General features: G+C 67.9%; 16 protein-coding genes and 1 tRNA gene. 1 reads left to right on the plus strand and 16 read right to left on the minus strand.

The genetic code is table 11. The features are described from left to right. Window positions 1-66: 66 nt before the first annotated feature. The 16 genes from ACYVRU_RS07205 to rlmD form a co-directional block, all read right to left on the minus strand. Complete coding sequence (locus ACYVRU_RS07205) at window positions 67-717, minus strand: TIGR03936 family radical SAM-associated protein (protein WP_461185927.1); 651 nt, start codon at window positions 715-717, stop codon at window positions 67-69. Next, window positions 717-2,651: a TIGR03960 family B12-binding radical SAM protein gene (locus ACYVRU_RS07210; RefSeq protein ID WP_461185928.1), complete on the minus strand. Its 1,935-nt coding sequence runs from the start codon at window positions 2,649-2,651 to the stop codon at window positions 717-719. Before ACYVRU_RS07210 ends, ACYVRU_RS07205 begins: the two co-directional genes overlap by 1 nt. Beyond that, window positions 2,644-3,849, minus strand: a complete 1,206-nt coding sequence (locus ACYVRU_RS07215) for a YcjF family protein (RefSeq protein WP_461185929.1) — start codon at window positions 3,847-3,849, stop codon at window positions 2,644-2,646. Before ACYVRU_RS07215 ends, ACYVRU_RS07210 begins: the two co-directional genes overlap by 8 nt. After that, window positions 3,846-5,102, minus strand: a complete 1,257-nt coding sequence (gene rodA / locus ACYVRU_RS07220; protein WP_461185930.1) for a rod shape-determining protein RodA — start codon at window positions 5,100-5,102, stop codon at window positions 3,846-3,848. Before rodA ends, ACYVRU_RS07215 begins: the two co-directional genes overlap by 4 nt. Window position 5,103: 1 nt before the next feature. After that, on the minus strand, window positions 5,104-7,278 hold the full coding sequence (gene mrdA, locus ACYVRU_RS07225; protein WP_302233867.1) for a penicillin-binding protein 2: 2,175 nt from the start codon (window positions 7,276-7,278) through the stop codon (window positions 5,104-5,106). Window positions 7,279-7,290: 12 nt separating this feature from the next. Beyond that, window positions 7,291-7,818, minus strand: a complete 528-nt coding sequence (gene mreD, locus ACYVRU_RS07230; protein ID WP_302568824.1) for a rod shape-determining protein MreD — start codon at window positions 7,816-7,818, stop codon at window positions 7,291-7,293. Continuing rightward, the gene (gene mreC, locus ACYVRU_RS07235) at window positions 7,815-8,837 is read right to left on the minus strand and encodes a rod shape-determining protein MreC (protein WP_461185931.1); all 1,023 of its coding nucleotides are present in this window, start codon (window positions 8,835-8,837) and stop codon (window positions 7,815-7,817) included. The genes mreD and mreC overlap by 4 nt, the downstream gene beginning before the upstream one ends. Window positions 8,838-8,851: 14 nt before the next feature. After that, entirely contained in the window at window positions 8,852-9,907 is a 1,056-nt protein-coding gene (gene mreB, locus ACYVRU_RS07240) for a rod shape-determining protein (protein ID WP_022739738.1), read from the minus strand. A 234-nt stretch (window positions 9,908-10,141) separates the two neighbouring features. Further along, on the minus strand, window positions 10,142-11,431 hold the full coding sequence (locus ACYVRU_RS07245) for a Ni/Fe hydrogenase subunit alpha (protein ID WP_461185932.1): 1,290 nt from the start codon (window positions 11,429-11,431) through the stop codon (window positions 10,142-10,144). Between the two features lie 4 nt (window positions 11,432-11,435). Beyond that, window positions 11,436-12,224 carry an NADH-quinone oxidoreductase subunit B family protein gene (locus tag ACYVRU_RS07250; RefSeq protein ID WP_418997144.1) on the minus strand — a complete coding sequence of 263 codons (789 nt, stop codon included), beginning with the start codon at window positions 12,222-12,224 and terminating at the stop codon, window positions 11,436-11,438. Continuing rightward, window positions 12,225-13,127, minus strand: coding sequence for an FAD/NAD(P)-binding protein (locus ACYVRU_RS07255; RefSeq protein WP_022739735.1), 903 nt, complete (start codon window positions 13,125-13,127; stop codon window positions 12,225-12,227). Window positions 13,128-13,132: 5 nt separating this feature from the next. Continuing rightward, complete coding sequence (locus ACYVRU_RS07260; RefSeq protein WP_330038083.1) at window positions 13,133-14,158, minus strand: 4Fe-4S dicluster domain-containing protein; 1,026 nt, start codon at window positions 14,156-14,158, stop codon at window positions 13,133-13,135. Window positions 14,159-14,481: 323 nt separating this feature from the next. Then, window positions 14,482-14,886, minus strand: coding sequence for a nucleoside-diphosphate kinase (ndk, locus tag ACYVRU_RS07265; RefSeq protein WP_114539746.1), 405 nt, complete (start codon window positions 14,884-14,886; stop codon window positions 14,482-14,484). Between the two features lie 89 nt (window positions 14,887-14,975). Beyond that, entirely contained in the window at window positions 14,976-16,361 is a 1,386-nt protein-coding gene (locus ACYVRU_RS07270; RefSeq protein ID WP_302403548.1) for a tetratricopeptide repeat protein, read from the minus strand. A gap of 101 nt (window positions 16,362-16,462) precedes the next feature. After that, window positions 16,463-16,996: a peptidylprolyl isomerase gene (locus ACYVRU_RS07275; protein WP_114549649.1), complete on the minus strand. Its 534-nt coding sequence runs from the start codon at window positions 16,994-16,996 to the stop codon at window positions 16,463-16,465. A gap of 99 nt (window positions 16,997-17,095) precedes the next feature. After that, entirely contained in the window at window positions 17,096-18,541 is a 1,446-nt protein-coding gene (rlmD, locus tag ACYVRU_RS07280; RefSeq protein WP_315969921.1) for a 23S rRNA (uracil(1939)-C(5))-methyltransferase RlmD, read from the minus strand. A 117-nt stretch (window positions 18,542-18,658) separates the two neighbouring features. Here rlmD and ACYVRU_RS07285 point away from each other — a divergent pair. Next, a tRNA-Arg gene (locus tag ACYVRU_RS07285) sits at window positions 18,659-18,734 on the plus strand. The last annotated feature ends 1 nt before the right edge of the window (window position 18,735 follow it).

Raw genomic sequence — 18,735 nt, forward strand, 5'->3', positions numbered from 1 at the left:
TTACAACGAAGCCCGATTTTCGCTCTTTCGGCCGAACTTTCGTGATTTCCAAGCCATTTTGCGGGGCTAAATCCCCTCGGCGGCGCGCTGGTCGATGCGGAGGAAGGTGATCGGCCGCAGCATCTCGGTCGCGTGACCGGCGGCAACGGTCTCGCGGACGAGCTCGCGGGCGAAGGCGTCGGCGCGCAAGGATCCCGTGGGCTTGGCCTCCAGAGAAAAGCGCACCGTGGCGCCGTCCAGGGACACCGGCCCTACAAGAAAGTCGGACGGCACGAGCGTCTTCTCCTTCTTCTTGCGCACGACGGTGATCGCCTCGGGAACCACGACGGCGCACGGGGCCTCGGAGAGCACGACTTCGTAGGTGCTCACCGGCAGCGCCACGCTGGCGGCGGCGTCCCGCGCCTCGATATAGCGCGCCTCGATCGGATACAGATCGGCAGGGCTCGCCTCCTGCAACGCCGCGAGGGCACGGGGCGCCGGCACGTAGTCCGTGAGGAACAGATCGAATATCTCGGCGGTGCCTCCCACCCCCACGGGCAGAGCCGCCCCGAAGGCGATGCGCATATGCGGCGAGAAGCCCTGGCTCACCGCGAAGGGCAGCTGCGCCCGGCGCACGGCGCGCTCGAGGGCGCGGGCCAGTTCCAGATGCGACAACATGGCCAGGCGGCCAGTCTCGCGGAACGTGACGCGCAGGCGGAACAAACGGGGATCGGCCATTATCGGATCGCCTCCTTCACCGTGCGGTACGGGTTGCGCGCCGGGGCCGCTTCCTTGCCCTCGCGCTCCTGCTGCAGCTCGATGTCAACGCCTAGCGTGGGGCAGGCGCCGCAGGCGGAGCAGTTCTCGAAGGTGCAGTCCGGCGTCGTGATGCCGGCAGCGGCGCGCTCCCGCTCCCGGGCGAGGAACTTCGGCGAGACCGCGGCGGTGATGTGCGCCCAGGGCAGCACGTAGCCGGTCGGGAACTCGGCCTGGGCGATCGCGGCGGGATCAAGCCCCAGCTCCTCGGCGGCGCCCGTCCACGCCTCTTCGTTGAAGAGCTCCGTCCAGGCGTCGAAGCGGGCGCCACGGCGCCAGGCGGCCTCAACCCAGTCGGCCACCTCGCGGCCGCCGCGGCTCATGACCGCCTCGACGAACGACGTCGCGGGATCGTGGTAGTGCACGTCCACCGCCTTGTACTTCACCGACCGCTTGAGCAGCCCCACGCGGCGCAACGTCTCCTCCGGGGAGATCTGGCCGTCCCATTGGAAGGGCGTCTGGGCCTTGGGCACGAACACCGCGCAGGACACGCTCATGCGCACGCTGCCACGCTGGTCGGCCGGCACGGCGGCCTTGGCGCGGTCGTAGGCGCGCTGGGCCAGACTCGCGATGCCCTTGATGTCGTCGTCGGTCTCGGTGGGCAGCCCCACCATGAAGTACAGCTTGCAGCGGCGCCAGCCGGCGGTGAAAGCGGCATCGATGGCGGCGAACAGGTCGTCCTCGGTGACGTTCTTGTTGATGACGTCGCGCAGCCGCTGGGTGCCGGCCTCCGGCGCGAAAGTGAGACCGCCCTTCTTCTGGCCGGCCACGAGCTCGGCCATCTCCACCCCGAAGGCGTCCAGGCGCTGGGAGGGCACGCTCACGCGCACGCCGGCCCCGGCGCAGTCGGCGTTCACCCGCGAGAGGATCTCGGCGATCTGCGAGTGATCCGTGGAGGAGAGCGACGTCAGGCTCACCTCGTCGTAGCCGGTCTCGGCGAGGCCCCGGGCCACGGCGTCCACGATGTTGTCGGCCGAGCGCTCCCGCACCGGGCGGTACATCATGCCCGCCTGACAGAAGCGGCAGCCCCGCGCGCAGCCGCGTAGGATCTCGACGTTCAGCCGGTCGTGCACCACTTCCGTATAGGGCACGATCATGGGCTCGAGCGCCGGGCTGTCGGCGAAACCCTCGAAGACGCGCTTGTGCACCACGCATGGCACATCGTCGAACAGGGGCTCCGCCCAGCTGCCGGCCGCCTGGGCCTCCTCATCGCTGCGCCAGCGGTACAGACTCGGCACGTAGGCGCCGCCCACGCGCCGCACCACCTCGCGCAGGATCTCGGCCCGGGGCGCGCCGGATGCGCGCAGCTCGCGGATGAGCGCCAGCGTCTCGGGCAGCTGCTCCTCCCCCTCGCCCACCAAGATGACGTCGAAGAACGGCGCGTAGGGCTCCGGGTTGTAGGCGCACGGGCCGCCGGCCAGCACGATGGGGTCGCCCTCGGCGCGGTCGGCGGTGCGCAGCGGGATGCCGGCGAGGTCCAGCGTCTCCAGCACGTTGGTGGCGGCCAGCTCGTGGGGCAGCGTGATGCCCACCACGTCGAAGTCGGCCACGGGGCGGCAACTCTCCAGGGAGAACAGCGGCACGCCCTCCTCGCGCATGAGGTCGGCCATGTCCACCGCCGGCAGAAAGGCCCGCTCGGCCCCCATGCCGTCAGTGGCATTCACGGCGTTCACGAGGATGCGCACGGCCTGGTTGGCCTGGCCCAACTCGTAGGTGTCCGGGTAGATCATGCAGAAGGCGAAGTCCCCCTCGGCCACCGGCGCCGATGAGCCCCACTCGTGGTTCAGGTAGCGGGCCGGCCGTTCCACCCGGGAGAGCAAAGGCTCCACCCGAGGCCACAGATCGCGCCTAGCCACGGGCGCCTCCCTTGCCAGCGCCCTTCCCCTTGCCGCGCAGGGCGCGGAAGGCCGAGGCCCCGGCTCCGCGAGCCGCCTCGATCACCTTGCCGCCGGCGGGGGTTGCCGCCGCCTTCGACGCGGCCTCCACGGCCTCGTCACGGGCCTTCTGCACCACCGATGCCACGCCGACGATGTCGCCGCCGGCCTCGAAGTACTCGATGGCCGCGTGCCCCATGGCCTCGGTGCCCGCGAACCCGATGGCCCCCTTGATGGCCCAGCCGAGCACCGGCACCACGCCGACGGCCGTGCGGGCGATGTTGCGGAACAGAAACGCCCCGCCCACGACGGCCGCCAGCTCCTTGATGCGCTCGGCCGACAACGGCTGGCCGTAGGCAGCGGCGATCTGCAGCAGCATCTTCGCCTGGTTGAGCGTCATGATGGGCATGTCGGCCCCGGGGATGAACACCACCACGCCCACGCCGGCGTTCTGCACCGAGGTGGCCCGCACCGCGTCCAAGGACAGCGGGCGCCGCACGAAGGGGAAGGCCAGCGCGAAGGCGAGGCGCTTGTCCTTGCAGGCGGCGATGATCCACTCCCCCATGCGACGATCCAACGTTGAGGCGCCCTCGGCGTCCAGCGGGACGGGCTCGGCGGCGGCCGGCTCGGTTGCCACGGGCAGGGCGTGCTCGATGTCCTCGATGGCCGCCTCGGCCGCGGCCGCTGCCTCGGCGGCTGCGGCGGCGGGCGCCTCGTTGGCGGTGCTGCCGGCCGTGATGCGGCGCGCCAGAGCCCGGGCGGCGTCCCCGAAAGGCGTGGGGTTGGTCATGCTCGGCGCGACGATGTCCCCCTCGGGAACGGGCCAGCCGGCCGCCTCGGCCGCGGCGGCCACGGCGTGAGGGGCCGTGGTGGCCACCATGACCGGGATGCCGGCGCCGCGGATGTGGGCCGCCTGCTCGCCGATGCGGGGCGAATCCCCGGCGACGATGACCGCCATGTCGTCGGCCCCGTAGGGCTCGGCGAGCAGGTTGTCGTCCAGATACCCGATGGTCACCCGGGTCTTGGCTCCCGCGCTCGCAAAGGCGCTGCGCACGTGGCCCACCACGTCGCCCGGAGCCGTCTCGTCGATGTAGACCGACACCGCCAGAGGCGTATTGCGCGCCTCGTCGATATCGGTGGCCGCCTTCAGGAGGGCGGGGATATCGAGGGGAAGATTCATGAAGCCTTCCTTCCGTGAGAGGGAGTCCGGGCAAAGCCGGACTGCGTGGACGTATGGGAGTACACCGAGCCGATGAGCCCGATGAGCGCGAAGTTCACGACCATGAACGAGGAGCCGTAGCTGACGAAGGGCAGCGGGATGCCCGTGATGGGCATAAGGCCGCAGTCCATGCCGATGTTCTCCAAAATCTGGAAGAGCCACATGCCGATGACGCCCATGACGATGAGCATGCCGAAGAGGTTGTCGGCGCGCCGGGCGATGGAGAGGCACGCCACGATGAGCAGGGCGTACAGGCCGATGAGCGCCATGACGCCCACGAACCCGAACTCCTCGGCCAGAACGCAGAAGATGAAGTCCGTGGGGGCCTCGGGCAGAAAGCCGTGGGTCGACTGCGTGGCGTTCCCGATGCCTTTGCCGAACAGGCCGCCGCTGCCGATGGCGATCTTGGCCTGGGCGAGGTTGTAGCCGTCGCCGGAAAGGTCCCCCTCGGGGTTCAGGAACACGAGCAGGCGGCTGCGCTGGTAGTTCTTCAGGAGGCGGTACTCCCACGTGCCGTCGGACTGCTGGTACTTCAGCAGCTCGTCGACGGCGAACACCGCCGCGATGGCCACGATGCCGGCGATGAGCGTGATGAGCAGGTAGCGCCCCTTGGCGCCTCCCATGACGAGCACCACCGCGGAGATGGCCATATACACCAGCCCCGTGCCCAAGTCCGGCTGGGTCATGATGGCCGCGAACGGAACGAGCAGCATCCCGAGCACCTTGCAGTACTCGCGCCAATCGTCCAGCGTGCCCTGGTAGCGGGCCAGAAGGCTCGCGGCGAAGAGCACCACCGTGACCTTCGCAAACTCGCCGGGCTGCACCTGCATGCCGATCTTGATCCAGGATTTGGCCCCCATGCCCGCGTCGGTGCCGAGGCCCGGGATGTGGGGCAGAAGGATGAGCACCACGTTGATGACGAGCAGCGCCGTGGTGAGGTTCGAAAGGCGCCGGTAGTCGAAGGCCCACAGGGCCACCATGGCGACCAGGCCCACGGCCACGCCCTGCAGCTGGCGGCTGAAGTTGTAGTCGGCGTCCCCCTGCACCGCCGACCAGCAGACCACGAGACCGTAGGCGACGAGCACCGCGATGACGGCGAGGAAGCCCCAGGGCACGCGCGCAAGCAGCGAGGGCGCAGCCGGGCGCGCCGAGCCGTGGGCCGGTCGGCGCTGGCTGGAGTGAACCGAGTGGATTTGGGGAAGCTGCTGGGCCATGCTAGTCCTCACGGCCGCCGGAGTCGTTGGCGATGGCGACGGACTCGCCGGGCGAGCCGGAGATGCGCTCCGGCTTCACCGAGGACGTGCCGGCGGCGCAGTCCATGAGCGCGCCCATGACCTCGGCCACCACCGGCGCCGCGGTGTCCGATCCGCCGCCGCCCTGCTCCACCACGCAGGCCACGACGTACTTCGGATCGTTGTAGGGGGCGTAGGCCACGAACCATGCCGTGTCGTTCTGATCCTGCTTCTCGCCGGTGCCGGACTTGCCGGCCGCATCGATTCCCAGCTCCTCGAACAAGGGCGCCACGGAGTGGGACTCCTGCACCATGCCGTGCAGCGCGTCGCGCACGTAGGCCAGATGGGCCTCGGTCACCTCGGGCGTACGCTCGACGACCGGCTCGTAGGTGACGACCGTCTCGCCCTCGCTGTTGCGCACCTCCTTCAGAAGGTGCGGCCGCATGATGCGGCCCGTGGCCACGCCGGCGTAGGCGCAGGCCACCTGCAAGGGCGTCACGAGCACATCGCCCTGGCCGATGATCATGTTGGTGTAGTCGCCGCCGCGGAACGTGGCCTCCGAGGGCACGTTCTGCCAGCGCTCGGCCTTCCAGGCCGGGGTGGGAATGACGCCCACAGCCTCGCCGCCCAGATCGATGTCGGTCTTCTCGCCGAAGCCGAACTGCCCCAGGTAGTCCTGGAGCGCCGTCTCCGATATCTCGCCGGTGCCGGCGGGCCCATGGTCGTAGAAAGCCTTGCCGATCTCGTAGAAGACCGTGTCGCAGGAGTTCACGATGCCCCCGTGCAGATCGAGCGTCCCATGGCCGTCGTGCTTCCAGCAGCGCTGCACGTCCCCAGTGCCGAAGCCGTCCCACTTGCCCGTGCAGTTCCACGAGCTGCTCTCCGTGGCGAAGCCGTACTCCAGGCCAGCTAAGGAGGTGAAGGCCTTGAAGGTGGAGGCGGCCATGAACTGGCCGGACACCACGTTGTTGTTCAGCGGCGCGTAGGCCTCCTCGGAGTTGTACCTATCCATGAGTTCCTGGGAGAAGGCACCGGTGAAATTCGTCGGGTCGAAGGTGGGGAAGCTTGACATAACGAGCACCGACCCGTCGGTCACGTCAAGTGCCACAACGGCGCCCTTGGAGCCCTTGCCCGTGCCGATGACGCCGCCCGATGGCGCGATGAGCTTGGCCAGGGCCGCGTCGGCCACGTACTGAGCCCTGGCGTCGATGGTGAGGTAGAGGTCGTTGCCCTTGGTGTCCTTGATGTCGCTCATGACCGAGATGCGCCGGCCGTTGGCGTCCACCATGACCTGGCTCTCGCCGTGCTCGCCGGACAAGTACGCGTCGTAGGTGGCCTCCACCCCAGCGTTGCCCACCACGTCGATGGCGAGGATGTCGCGGCCCTCAATCTTCTCCTCGAGCCGGGCAGCCGAGGGCGAGCCGGTGTAGCCGAGCACATGGGCCGCCAGCGCCCCGTAGGGATACTCGCGCTGGGAGCGCTCCTCCACGGTGACGCCGGGGAAAGCGTCGGCATGCTCGGCGATGAAGGCCACGTCGCGCAGGCGCACGTCCTCCCCCACCACGCGCAGGCTCTGAGCGCCGGCGGCGGCATCGTTGATGCGCTGGAGCACCACGTTGGCGGGAAGCCCCAGCACCGTGGAGAGCCGGCGCACGACATCGCGGTTGTCGGCCACCTCAGGGTCGGCCACGACGGTCTGGCTCGGGCGGTTCACCACCAAAGCCTCGCCGTTGGTGTCGTAGATGCAGCCGCGGGGGGCGGGCGTCTTCACCGTGGTGTACAGGTTCTCCTCCGCTGCCTGGGCGTAGGCCTCAGATCCCGCGATCTGCATGGACCACAGCTTCGCCGACAGGGCGCCAAAGATGGCCACGGCCGCCGCCGCCAGACCCGCAAAGCGGCGTCCCAGCTCGTCAGAGGGCTTCTTCGACGCGGCCCCGGGCTCGGAGCTGGACACGGTCACATCGCCCTCGCGGGCGGCCTGGGCCTTGGAACGGCGCTCGAAGGGCGAGCTTCCCACGCCCACGGTGGAAAGCTCCGAGACCCCCTTGGCGCGGCCGACCGAGGGCGTCTCCCTGCGGGCGCGCAGGGCGAGGGCCGCCGCCACGGCCACAATGACGATGACCGCCGCCAGGACGGCGACGATGATAGCTACGAGCACGGCTCCCCCTTCCTAACGAAGGACCGGCGTCCCGGGTTGGACGCGCGGGCGATCGACCATCACCCGGGCGGCGATCGGATACAGCAAAAGGCCGATGACGCAGTCGTAGAGCATGCAGGGCAGCGTGCGGTAGAGGAAGGCCTCCCCCAAGGGCACGTCGGCGCCGCAGACCACGACGATGAGCCCGTACATCACCTCGACGAGCATGATGCACGCCAGCATGATGGCCACCGGCATGAACAGGGTATCGTTGTTGAGCGCCATGAACAGCCGCGAGGCCAGAAACGTTACCAGCACGAGCACAAAGGCCATCCCTCCCACAGGACCGCCGCCCATGAGGTCGAAGAGAAGGCCCAAAACCAGCGGCATGACCGACCCGGCCGAAGCCGGCGTGGCCACGGCGCGCACGATGCAAAAGGCCACGATGAAGTTGGGCACGGCCTCGAACAGCGTGATGGCCGGCGCCACGGTTATCTGCAGAAGCACGGCGATGACGGCGCCGATGACGCCCGCCACCGTCTCGCGGGAAAGTTCCATCATGCGGCCTCGCCTCCTTCGGTGCCGTCAGAGCGGCCCGCATCGTCGCCGGAGCCGTCGCCGCTGGCACTGTCGTCACCGCTGCCGGTATCGTTGCCGTCGCCGGAATCGCCCGAGCCGGAACCGGACGCTCCCTCGCCGCCGTCGGCGCTCGTGGGCGCCGTCACGGTGCGGTCGGCGGCGTCGTCGGCCGCGGAGAACACCACGAGCGCCTCCTCCATGAGGCTCACGGTGTCGTTGGGGGCCACGACGATCTTGCGGGTGTCGCTGCCGGCGCTGCCCTCGACGCGCACCACCGTGCCGATGATGAGGCCCCGGGTGTAGCTCCCGCCCAGGCCGCTCGTGAGAACCACGTCACCCACCTGCACGTTCACGTCCGCGCCGATGTTCTCCAGATAGAGCAGGCCGTCCATGGAGCCGCGCACGATGCCCTCGGCCCGGCTCGACTGCACCATGGCGGCCGCCCCGGACTGCGGATCGGTGAGCAGGCGCACCCGGCACGAGCCGCCGTCCACGGAGATGACCTGGCCCACGACGCCCGTGGGGCCGAGCACGGTGAGCCCCGTTTCCACGCCGGAGCTCGATCCGACGTCCAGGGTCACCGTCTGGTTCCACGCGTCGGTGGTCCGCCCGATGACGCGGCCGGACACGCCGGTGATCTCGTAGGTGTCGCGCAGGTTCAGAAGGCCGCGCAGCCGCTCGTTCTCGAGACGCTGCTCCTCGGCGGCGGCCAGCTGCTGCACGAGCTGCTCGTTCTGCTGGCGCAACGTCGCGTAGGTCTCCTCGGTGACGCCGCCCTCGGCCGCCGCGACGCCGGCGTCGTCCACGGCCTCGGTGAGAGGCGCGCTCGCCCGCTGCAGGGGCACCATGGCGCCCTCCACGGCGGACTGAAGGGAATGCAGGGGGCCTGTAGCGCCCTCGGCCTGGTACAGGCCGATGCACACCAGCGAAACCGCCAGCGCGATAATGAGCGAGAGCCGGCCCGCGGAGGCCGGTTCGTGTTGCTGAAAGTTGAGAGCCATAGGAAGCGAAAGACCTACTTCGAGCGCATGAGCGTCTGCTTGAGGGCCGTCGGCGTCTCGAGCACCTTCAGGCAGCCCGACACCACGTTGGTCAGCGCCGTCTCGGACACCCACACGGGAATCTCCAGCTTGTCGGTGAGGTAGCGGTCGAGGCCCGAGAGCAGGCCGCCGCCGCCCGTGAGCAGAATACCGTTCTGGATGATGTCGCTCGCCAGGTCGGGGTTGGTCTTCTTGAAGGTGTCCTTGATGTGCAGCACCATCTCCTCGATGGGGGCCTGAAGCGCCGCGCGCACGTCCTCGGACTGGATGGTGACCTCCTTGGGCTGCTCGGTGTAGACGTCCTGGCCGGAGATGATCATGTCGCGCTCGCGCCCGTCCTCGAAGGGCAGGATGGAGCCGATCTTGATCTTGATGACCTCGGCCGTGCGCTCGCCGATCTTGATGCCGAGCAAATCGCGCAGGTGCATGGCGATGGCCTCGTCGAGCCGGTTGCCGGCCAAACGAAGCGAGCTGGACGTCACAATGCCGCCGAGCGAGATGACGGCCACCTCCGTGGTGCCGCCGCCGATATCGACCACCATGGAACCGGTCGGCTCGGTCACGGGCAGATCGGCGCCCATAGCGGCGGCCATGGGCTCCTCGATGAGGTAGGCCTGGCGGGCGCCCGCCTGGATGGTGGCCTCGAACACGGCGCGTTTCTCAACGGAGGTGGCGCCGCAGGGGATGCACACGACGATGCGGGGCTTGGGCTGCCAAGGGTACTTGCGCTCGGCCGCCTTGTTGATGAAGGCCGAGATCATGGCCTCGGTCACATCGTAGTCGGCGATGACGCCGTCTTTGAGCGGGTGCTCGGCGGAAAACGCGTCCGGCGTGTGGTTGATCATGTTCTTGGCCTCATGGCCGACGGCCAGCACGCGCTGAGTGGACTTTTCTATGGCGACAACGGAGGGCTCGTTGATGACGATGCCCTCCCCCGTAATAGCAACAAGGGTATTGGCAGTGCCCAGGTCGATGGCCATGTCCGCGGACATCTGGCCGGTCAGGCCCGAAAACCAATCAAGGAATGACATACAGGCAAACCCTTCGGATACGTATAGGTTACAGTCAGCCTTAGATTTTATCACACGGGGCCTAGGGGCTTAGAAACTCCATAGGTGTAAGGGATTGCCCGGGCTCGGAGCCGCCGGGGTGGCCCGTGCTCAAGCAATGGCTCGCTCGGCGGAACAGTCCACTGGACTGTTCCGTTCGCTGCGCAACCTGCGCGCGGGCCACCCCGGCGGCTCCGAGCCCTACATTGCCAAAACTTAATGCACGCTGCAGGAGAGGCAGGGGTCGTAGGCGCGGACGAGCTTCTCCACTTCCAGGGTGATGAGGTCGGCGTCGTAGCCCCCGGCGACCATCTTGCCGGCGAGCTGGCGCATGTCCGCTTCCAGGTTCGCGATGTTCTGGGCCGTGGGCGTCATGATGGAGGCGCGCTCGATGCGGCCCTCCCCGTTGATGTCCAGGATATGGAACAGCGCCCCGCGCGGGGCCTCGGTGAAGCCCACCCCGCGACCGGCGCGCACCTCGAAGGGAACCGGCGCGCTTGAGCCCTCGAACTCGTCGGCGGCCAAACGACGGCAGAGCGCGGCGCAGCGGTCGAGCACGTCCACCAGCTCCACCGCCTGGGCGATGTTGTTGGCGAAGGGGTTGTACTCCGGGGGCCGCAGTCCCGCCTTGGCGGCGGCGTAGCGGGCGTCCTTGGAAAGCGCGTCCCAGCTGGCATTCACGCGGGCGAGCGCCGCCGTCATGTAGGGGCGCCCCGTGCGACGGGCCCGGGCGAGGAAGGCGGCGGAATGCCCCACCGGGTACTCCTCGATCTCCTCTTCCACGTCCTGGGCGTTGAAGTCGTAGCCAGCGCGGACGAAGCGCAGGGTGTCTGAGGTGCACACCGGGTAGGTTCCCGGCGCGACCATGGCGAGCAGGTCGCCTTCGGTCTGCACGTCCACCGTGTCGAAGTCGCGGAACAAGTCCACACTGGCCAGGGCGAATTCCCTCGTGTCGTCCATGGCCTCGGCCAGACGGAGGTATTCGTCGGCGGAGATCTCGTGGGTGAACCCGCCCACCACCGCCGTGATGGGATGGATGGACCGGCCGCCCACCAGGGTGCACAGCTCGTTGCCCAGCGCCTTCAGCCCCAATGCGCGCTCGAACAGCTCCGGGTTGCCCTCGGCCAACGGGAACACCGACTTGTGGCCCAGGAAGTCCGGAGCGGCGAACACGAACAGGTGCGTGCCGTGGTTCTGCAGGTAGGAGCCGTAGAGCAGAAGCTCCCGCAGGGCCTCGGTGCGGTCGGTCACTTCCACACCGAAGACCTGCTCGATGGCGCGCAGGTCGGTGACGACGTGGCTCGACGAGCAGATGCCGCAGACGCGGGAGGCGATGTAGGGCACCTCTTCGAAGGAGCGGCCCCGCACCATGGATTCGAACAGGCGCGCCGGCTCCACCACGGCCATCTCGCAGGTCGTGACCTGGCCGTCCTCGATAACGAGGCGGATGTCGCCGTGGCCCTCGACGCGGGCGATGTGGTCGACGGAAATCTCGGTGGCGGCCATGAGGTTACTCCTCCCCTTGCGCGGCGTTTATCGCCACGGCGTTGAACATCTCCAGGGCGTCGTTGAAGCGCGCGACCTCAAGGCCGCGCTTTCCCACGACGTAGCGGGCGGCCTCCACGTTGGAATCGGGAGAGAGCCCCGCGCAGCCGTTGCAGGGACGGCCCAGCGCCGGGCACTTCGCCCCGCAGCCGGCCCGGGTCACGAGTCCCAGGCACATGACGCCCTGCCTGTAGAAGCACCCCTTCTCGTTGCGGGAGCACTCGCCGCACAAAGCCGAGGTGGCCGGCAGCCGGTTGCTTCCATAGAGAACGCCGTCGAGCACGCGCACGAACTCGAAGGGGTCAATCGGGCAGCAGCGCACCTCTGCGTCCACGTCGATAACGTCCGACACGGGCCGCGGCGCCAACAGGTCGCCGCAGGCATCGGGCGCCGCATCGCCGTAGACGGCCTCCACATGACCCGCCAGATCGCCTGAGGCCATGCCGGGAATGCCGCCGGTGACGGCGCACGATCCGATGGCGATCACGCTCCCCGCGCGCTCGCGGGCGCGGCGTACCGTCTCGGCCGCCTCCTCGGTGGTGACGGCCCCCTCGATGACGGCCACGTCGAACTCGTCGGGCATCGGCACCGAGCTTGTCAGCTGCCAGTATCCCAGATCGATCTGGCCGAGCACGTCCATGAGGTGGCGCTCGATGTTCGTGATGTTGATCTGGCAGCCGAAGCAGCTGGCCAGGCCGATAACGACCACGCGGGGAGCACGGCGCTCGGCGGTCGGTGACAGGTTCTCGCTCATTTACATCGACCCCTGAATGTTCTTGGCTTCCCAATAGTTGAAGACGGGCCCGTCGATACAGCAGTACTGATGGCCCACCTGGCAGTGCCCGCACTTGCCCACGCCGCACTTCATATGGCGCTCGAAGCTCATGTAGATACGATCGTAGGGGATGTCCTTCTTGCGCATCTCCTGCACGACGAACCGGTACATGATCGGCGGCCCGCAAAGGGCGCCGAAGGTGTTCGTCGGGTCGATCTCCAAGTGCTCGAACGGCTTGGTGACCAGGCCCACTTCCCCATCCCACGTATCGTCGGGATGATCCACGGTCAGGTGCAGCTCGAAATCCCTGCGGTGCTTCCACATCTCGAACTGGTTGCGGAACATGACCTCAGAGGGATTTTTGGAACCGTATATGATGGTGACTTTCCCGAACTCGCTGCGCTCGTCGTGGATGTTGTTGATGAGCGAGCGCAGAGGCGCGATGCCCAGGCCGCCCGCCACCAAAAGCACGTCGTGGCCGCGCATCTCGTCGATGGGGAACCCGCGGCCGAAGGGCCCGCGGATGCCGACGATCTCGCCGCACTGCATCTGGTGCAGCCGCTCGGTGAACCGGCCCGTGCGGCGGACGCACAGCTCGATGAAGCCCTGCTTGGTGGGCGACGACGAGATGGAGATGGGCGCCTCCCCCACACCGAAGATGGACAGCTCCACGAACTGGCCCGGCTCCTGGCGGAAGGCCTCGCGGATGCGCTCGTCCACGAAGCGGAACTCGAAGAGCTTCTCGGTGGGCGTGAGCTCGGTGATGGAGGTGATGCGCGCCGGCCACGGACGGTAGGGGTTCGCGTGCATGAGCTCGGCGCCGGTGGCCTCGCGCCCGGCGTCGCGGAAGGGATGCACGGCCACGATGTTGTCGTTCGCCATGGCTCTTAGGCCCCCTTTCGATCGAAGAACTTCAGCACCTCGATGGGGCTGATGTCAACTTTGCAGGCGGAAACGCAGCGGCCGCAGCCCACGCAGAGGTTGCGGTCGTGCTTGGCCAGAAAGCCGTTGAGCTTGTGGTACATGCGGTGCCGCACGCGGGCGGCCGGCGTGGGCCGGAAGTTGTGACCGCCGGCCACCATGGCGAACTGCGGCGAGGTGCAGGCGTCCCACACGCGCTCGCGGCGCCCCGTGGCCGCGCCCGGATCCAGCGTGTCGCGGATATCGAAGCAGTAGCAGGTGGGGCATACGTTCGCGCAGGCGTTGCAGGAAAGGCAGCGGCCGCCCAGCTCCTCCCAGAACTCGTCCTCGTGGAAGGCGTCCATGAGCATGGGGATCTCCTGGATATCGGGGATGTCCCGGTTGAAGGCCTCCTGGCGCGCGCGGGTGGCGGCGCGAAACGCGATGCGGTCCTCGTCGGTGGCCTCGCGGACATCGCAGGCCGCCTCCAAGATGTTCGCCGCCACGACGCTGCCGATGGAAACGAGGTAGCGGCCGCCGATGTTCGTGAGGAACAGGTCGTAGGCGGCCCGTGCCTCCTCGGCGTCCATGAGGTTGCAGAAGCAGTTCGCCGACGGCATGCAGGCGACGCCGACGATGAGCGTGGCGGCGGCATGGGCCGCGTAGTAGGGATCGGGATAGCGCGGGTCGTTGAAGACGCTGCTCAAGTTCTGCAGGCCGTTGATGTCGCAGGCGTGCACGCCGAAGAGCACCCGGGGGCGCACCTCATCGGCGTAATCGGTCACCTCGTTATTCTCGGCATCGAACTCGAAGAGGGTCTCTTTGGCCGGCAGGAGGTACTTCTTGGGAGAGGCGATGGTCGTGGGGTAGTCCAGCGCGATCTCGTCGAAGGAATCGACGGCGGAGAACACGTACTTGTCCCCCCGCTTGACCGGCGCCACCACCTCGTAGCGCTCCATGAAGGCGGCGACGAGCGCCGGCGCCTCCGTCTCGTCAATGACGCGATACAGCATAGGCGATTCTGTTCCTTACGTCCTGCGCGCGCAACGGTTCGCGCAACGGTTCCGTCTCCTTCCATAGTAACGGCTCTTCCGCCGCCCCACTCCCTCGCGCAGGCCGATGGCCCAGAAAAACCAGACAGAGACGCAAAAAAGCCCCTCTCAGGGCTTTCCGATAGAGCCATTGCCAACTCACATTGTTGGCAAGGTCAGCGAGAAGCCCCAAGGTGCCGATAGTTGGCGCGTCTCGCGGCCGAGCGTACTAAGGTACGTGAGGGCAAGCGAGAAAGCGCCAAATATCGGTGCATTGGGGCTTCGCAGTGTCAGCTTAATCTTTTTTAATTAAAAAAGATTTTGATCTCGCGCTCGGCGGACTCAGGGCTGTCGGAGCCGTGGATCACGTTCTCGTCCATGATGAGGCCGAAATCGCCGCGGATGGTGCCCGGGGCCGCCTCGGCCGGGTTGGTGGCGCCCATGAGCGAGCGGCACTTGGCCACGGCGCCCTCGCCGGAGACGACCATCTTCACCACGGGGCCGGAGGTGATGTACGCGATCAGGCCGTCGTAGAAGGGCTTGCCCTCGTGCTCGGCGTAGTTGGCCTTCGCCTGCTCGGGGGTGACCATGCCCAGCTCCATGCGCTCGATGGTGAGGCCGGCGCGCTCGAAGCGGTTGATGATCTCGCCGATGTGCCCGTTGCGCACGCCGTCGGGCTTGATCATGGAGTAGGTCTGCTGGATAGCCATGGAAATCCTTTCGTTTGAGGGTCTTGCTTGCAGACGGCCCGCAAGGCGCGGGCCGGGATTGCTGAAATCGGAAAACGGCCCGATGCGCTTTAGGCCTGGCTCGGGAAGTACAGCTCCACGTTGCTGACCTTCCACGTGATGCCGTCGCGCACCATGGAGATGCGGTACTGCACCTCGCCGCCCTCCTCGGTTGTGGCCGTGGCGTACACCGTGGACTCGGTCATGGAGCGGCTCACGCCGTCGATAGTCACGTTGGAATCGGACACCACCGGATCGAGCATGGCCGGGATGGCGTCTTTGTCCACATCGGCGGAGAACACCTTGTCAGCGGCACCGGACGGGTCGCTGAACAGCTCCTGGGTCACGGTCTGCACCGTGGGGTAGCCGTAGCCCTGAGTATAGGCGAACACGCCGGCCGCAGCGGCCAGCACGATGACGATGACGAAGAACAGCAGGATCTTCAAGCCGACGTTGCGGCGCTTGCGATCCTGCTTGGCCAGACCGCGCGACCACTGCTCGAGCTCGGCGTCGGTGGCCGTGAAGAACCGGTCGTTGTCGACGTTCTCGTAGGCGCCCACATAGCCGGGGAAGCTCGCCGGGTCGGCCTCGTAGGTGCCCTCGTCGTAGTAGAAGGCCTCGGAGACGTCGCCGCCCTCGTAGGCGCCCTCGTCGTAGACGCTCGTGCCGTCGGCGGCCACGTCGAGCCCCGACATATCGGCCAGCTGCAGCACCTGGGTGGCCTGGTTCTGCTCGGACGTTCCCTGGGCCACGGCACCCACGGCGCGCTGGTAGTCGACGCTGGCCGAATCGGACAGGTAGTACGTCTTGTCGGCGATGGCCTCCTCGAAGGCATGCACCGCCTTCTCCATCTGGCCGCAGGCCACGTAGGCCTGCCCCAGGCTCGCCTGCAGCTTGTTGCGCGTGGCCGGCTGCATGTCGAACTGCAGGGCGCTCTCGTAGGAGGCCACGGCGTCGGCCGGGCGGTTCAGAGCCATGAAGCAGACGCCCAGGTTCAAAAGCGCCTTGGTGGGGTCGGGGTTCGACTCGTCCAGAGCGGCCTCGCGGAAGGCCACGCCGGCTTCGGCGGACTTGCCGAGCTTCATGAGCGCGTTGCCCATGCCCATGTAGGACTTGTAGGGAGTGGGGTTGGTCGTGTCGGCCACCGACTTCTCGAAGCAGTTGATGGCGTTCGTGTAGTCGCGCAGCGACGCGTAGGCCATGCCGAGGTTGCACTCCACCGTCGCCAGCGCCCGATAGGCCGTATCGGCCGTGGCCTGGCTGTAGGCCTGAATGGCCTCGCGCGGGTTCTTCAGCTTCACCAGACAGTTGCCGATCTGGTGGTAGAGAAGGCCCATTTCCCCGGGAGTGAGCGGGAAGTTCGTGTCCTGCAAGCATTCCGTGAAAGCCATCAGCGCGCCGCGGTAGTCACGCAGGCGGTAGCGCTCATTTGCTCGATCGAATAACTCGTTGTTCATAGACTTCCTTCACTCGACATTCGGGGCGGCCGCTTAGGCGGCGCGGCAGTGAGGTGAGACGGCTCGGACGGCGGGCGCCGACCCCTCTCGCGGGGCGGTACTTACTCGGCGGCGTTCTCGATGACGACGGACTCGATGACATCGCCGGCGCGCAGCTGGCCGATGACGTCCTTACCCTCGATGGTCTGGCCGAACACGGTATAGCCGGAGTCCAGGTTGTGCTGGGGGCCCAGGCACAGGTAGAACTGCGAGCCGGCGGAGTTGGGATCCATGGAGCGGGCCATGGCGAGCGCGCCGTCCTCATGGGAGTTGTTCGGGTTGGTGGTGAACTCCTCCTTGATGGAGTAGCCCGGGTTGCCGGTGCCGAAGGGGGCCAGGCCCGGGGCGCGGCCGGCGGCCACCTGCTCGGGGGTCGCCTCGCGGGTGTTGGGGCAGCCGCCCTGGATGACGAAGCCGGGCACGTAGCGATGGAATTTCAGGCCGTCGTAGAAGCCCTTCTGCGCCAGCTCCACGAAGTTGCCGACGTGGATGGGGGCGTCGTTGCCCGCCAGCTGCACGCGGATCGTGCCCTTGGAGGTGTTGATGACGGCAATCTCCTCGCCGGTGGGCTGATATTCCGGGGTGTAGAGAGCCATGGGGCTCCTCCTTTGTTCTCGGCGACGCGGGCGGCCGGCGCTTGGGGGCGCTACGGGCGCGAATGCGTCTCATTGCATACGGGGAATGATTCTAGCAGGTTAGGAGCCGGACCGCTCGAAAATGCTAACCACTTCCACATGGTAGGTCTGCGGAAAGAGGTCGACGGGGGTGGCGCGGATGAGACGGTAGCCCTCCTGCTCGAAACGGGCCGCGTCGCGGGCCCAGGTGGACGCGTCGCAGCTGACGTAGGCCACGCGCCGCGGCGAGGCGGCGGCGATGGAGGCCACCACCCCCTCGGCGAGCCCCGCGCGCGGCGGATCCACCACGAACGCGTCCAACTCCCCCAGCTCGGGAAGCTCCCGGGCGGCATCCCCGCCGATAATGTCGATGTCGGCGCCGGCGCGCTCGGCGTTGCGGCGCAGATCGCGCACGGAGCTGCCCGCCGACTCCACGGCCACCACCTCGGCCCCGGCCCGGGCGAGCGGCAGCGTGAAGGTGCCGGCGCCGGCGTAGAGGTCGGCCACGTAGTCGCCGGCCTCCACTTCCAAACCCGCGAGCACCAGCTCGACGAGCTTCTCGGCCTGAGCCGTGTTCACCTGGGCGAAGGAGGGCGCGCTCAGAAGGAGGCGACTTTCCGCCACTTCCTCCTCCCAGCAGCCCTTGCCGGAGATGGCCTCCACCTTCTTCACCTTGCGGGCGCGCCCGGGGTCGGCCACGACGCGGACGACGGAGGTGTTCTTCAGCGCGCTGGCGAGGGTTTTGGCCGCCGCGGCCCGCGGGAAGGGACCCGGGGTCGTCCACAGGGCGATCTCCACATCACGGGTGCGCAGGCTGCCGCGCACCCCCACGCGGAACAGGCCCAGGTCGCTGCCGCCGGAGAGGTAGCGTAGCGCGCCCCTAAGCGCCTTGGGGGCACCTTCGATGTTCCGGTGGGCCAAGGGGCACGCGTCCAGCGAGACGACGTCGGCGCCCCCTTCGGGACGCATGCCCAAGATGAGGCGACCGGCACCGTCGGCGCCGCAGGACAGCTCCAGCTTGTTGCGGTAGCCCCACTGGCGTTTCGAGGGCACGCAGGAACCGACAAGGGCCTCGGCGCGGGCCGCGTCCATATGGGCCGTGCGCACTAGAGCGTCCACCACGTTCGCCCGTTTGGCGACAAGCTGAGCCTCGTAGGCGAGGGGCGCCCAGGGACATCCCCCGCAGCCCGCCGCGCACGGGGGCGCCACGCGGTCGGGCGAGGCCTCAAGGATCTCGGCCGCACGCCCGCGGGCGAAGCGGGGCTTCTCCTCGGTCAGCTCCACGCGGGCGACATCGCCCGGCACGGCCCCTTCCACGAACACAGTCTTGCCGTCAGACAGGTGCCCCACGGCCGCCGACCCGAAGCTCATGCGCTCGATGGGCACCACCTCGCCGGGCGCGCCCGAGGCGCACGGGGCCGAAGCGGGAGCCGTCGCGACCTCAGGGGCCGCCGCGTCCTGAGCCTTCGCCGTGTCGACGGAGCGGTCGGACGCGGCGTTATCGTTCCTGGTGGACGTATCGATCACTGGGGGCTCCTGTTCCGTTCTCGTTCCATCTGAGGGGTATTTTACGGATTTGCCGTCCGTGGCGGCGCAATTGCCCTATAATAGCGCAGCACCCGCCTGTCGGGACCCTGAATTCGTGCCCTCGTAGCTCAGGGGATAGAGCACTTGCCTCCGGAGCAAGGTGCCGCAGGTTCGAATCCTGTCGAGGGCACCAC

The sequence above is a fragment of the Adlercreutzia sp. CNCM I-6216 genome (assembly GCF_977113345.1).

What these genes read in the sequence shown, in the direction of transcription:
- ACYVRU_RS07205 (WP_461185927.1), bottom strand. Translation starts at nt 717, where the DNA reads ATGGCCGATCCCCGTTTGTTCCGCCTGCGCGTCACGTTCCGCGAGACT.
- ACYVRU_RS07215 (WP_461185929.1), bottom strand. Translation starts at nt 3,849, where the DNA reads ATGAATCTTCCCCTCGATATCCCCGCCCTCCTGAAGGCGGCCACCGAT.
- rodA (WP_461185930.1), bottom strand. Translation starts at nt 5,102, where the DNA reads ATGGCCCAGCAGCTTCCCCAAATCCACTCGGTTCACTCCAGCCAGCGC.
- mreD (WP_302568824.1), bottom strand. Translation starts at nt 7,818, where the DNA reads ATGATGGAACTTTCCCGCGAGACGGTGGCGGGCGTCATCGGCGCCGTC.
- mreC (WP_461185931.1), bottom strand. Translation starts at nt 8,837, where the DNA reads ATGGCTCTCAACTTTCAGCAACACGAACCGGCCTCCGCGGGCCGGCTC.
- mreB (WP_022739738.1), bottom strand. Translation starts at nt 9,907, where the DNA reads ATGTCATTCCTTGATTGGTTTTCGGGCCTGACCGGCCAGATGTCCGCG.
- ACYVRU_RS07245 (WP_461185932.1), bottom strand. Translation starts at nt 11,431, where the DNA reads ATGGCCGCCACCGAGATTTCCGTCGACCACATCGCCCGCGTCGAGGGC.
- ACYVRU_RS07250 (WP_418997144.1), bottom strand. Translation starts at nt 12,224, where the DNA reads ATGAGCGAGAACCTGTCACCGACCGCCGAGCGCCGTGCTCCCCGCGTG.
- ACYVRU_RS07255 (WP_022739735.1), bottom strand. Translation starts at nt 13,127, where the DNA reads ATGGCGAACGACAACATCGTGGCCGTGCATCCCTTCCGCGACGCCGGG.
- ACYVRU_RS07260 (WP_330038083.1), bottom strand. Translation starts at nt 14,158, where the DNA reads ATGCTGTATCGCGTCATTGACGAGACGGAGGCGCCGGCGCTCGTCGCC.
- ndk (WP_114539746.1), bottom strand. Translation starts at nt 14,886, where the DNA reads ATGGCTATCCAGCAGACCTACTCCATGATCAAGCCCGACGGCGTGCGC.
- ACYVRU_RS07270 (WP_302403548.1), bottom strand. Translation starts at nt 16,361, where the DNA reads ATGAACAACGAGTTATTCGATCGAGCAAATGAGCGCTACCGCCTGCGT.
- ACYVRU_RS07275 (WP_114549649.1), bottom strand. Translation starts at nt 16,996, where the DNA reads ATGGCTCTCTACACCCCGGAATATCAGCCCACCGGCGAGGAGATTGCC.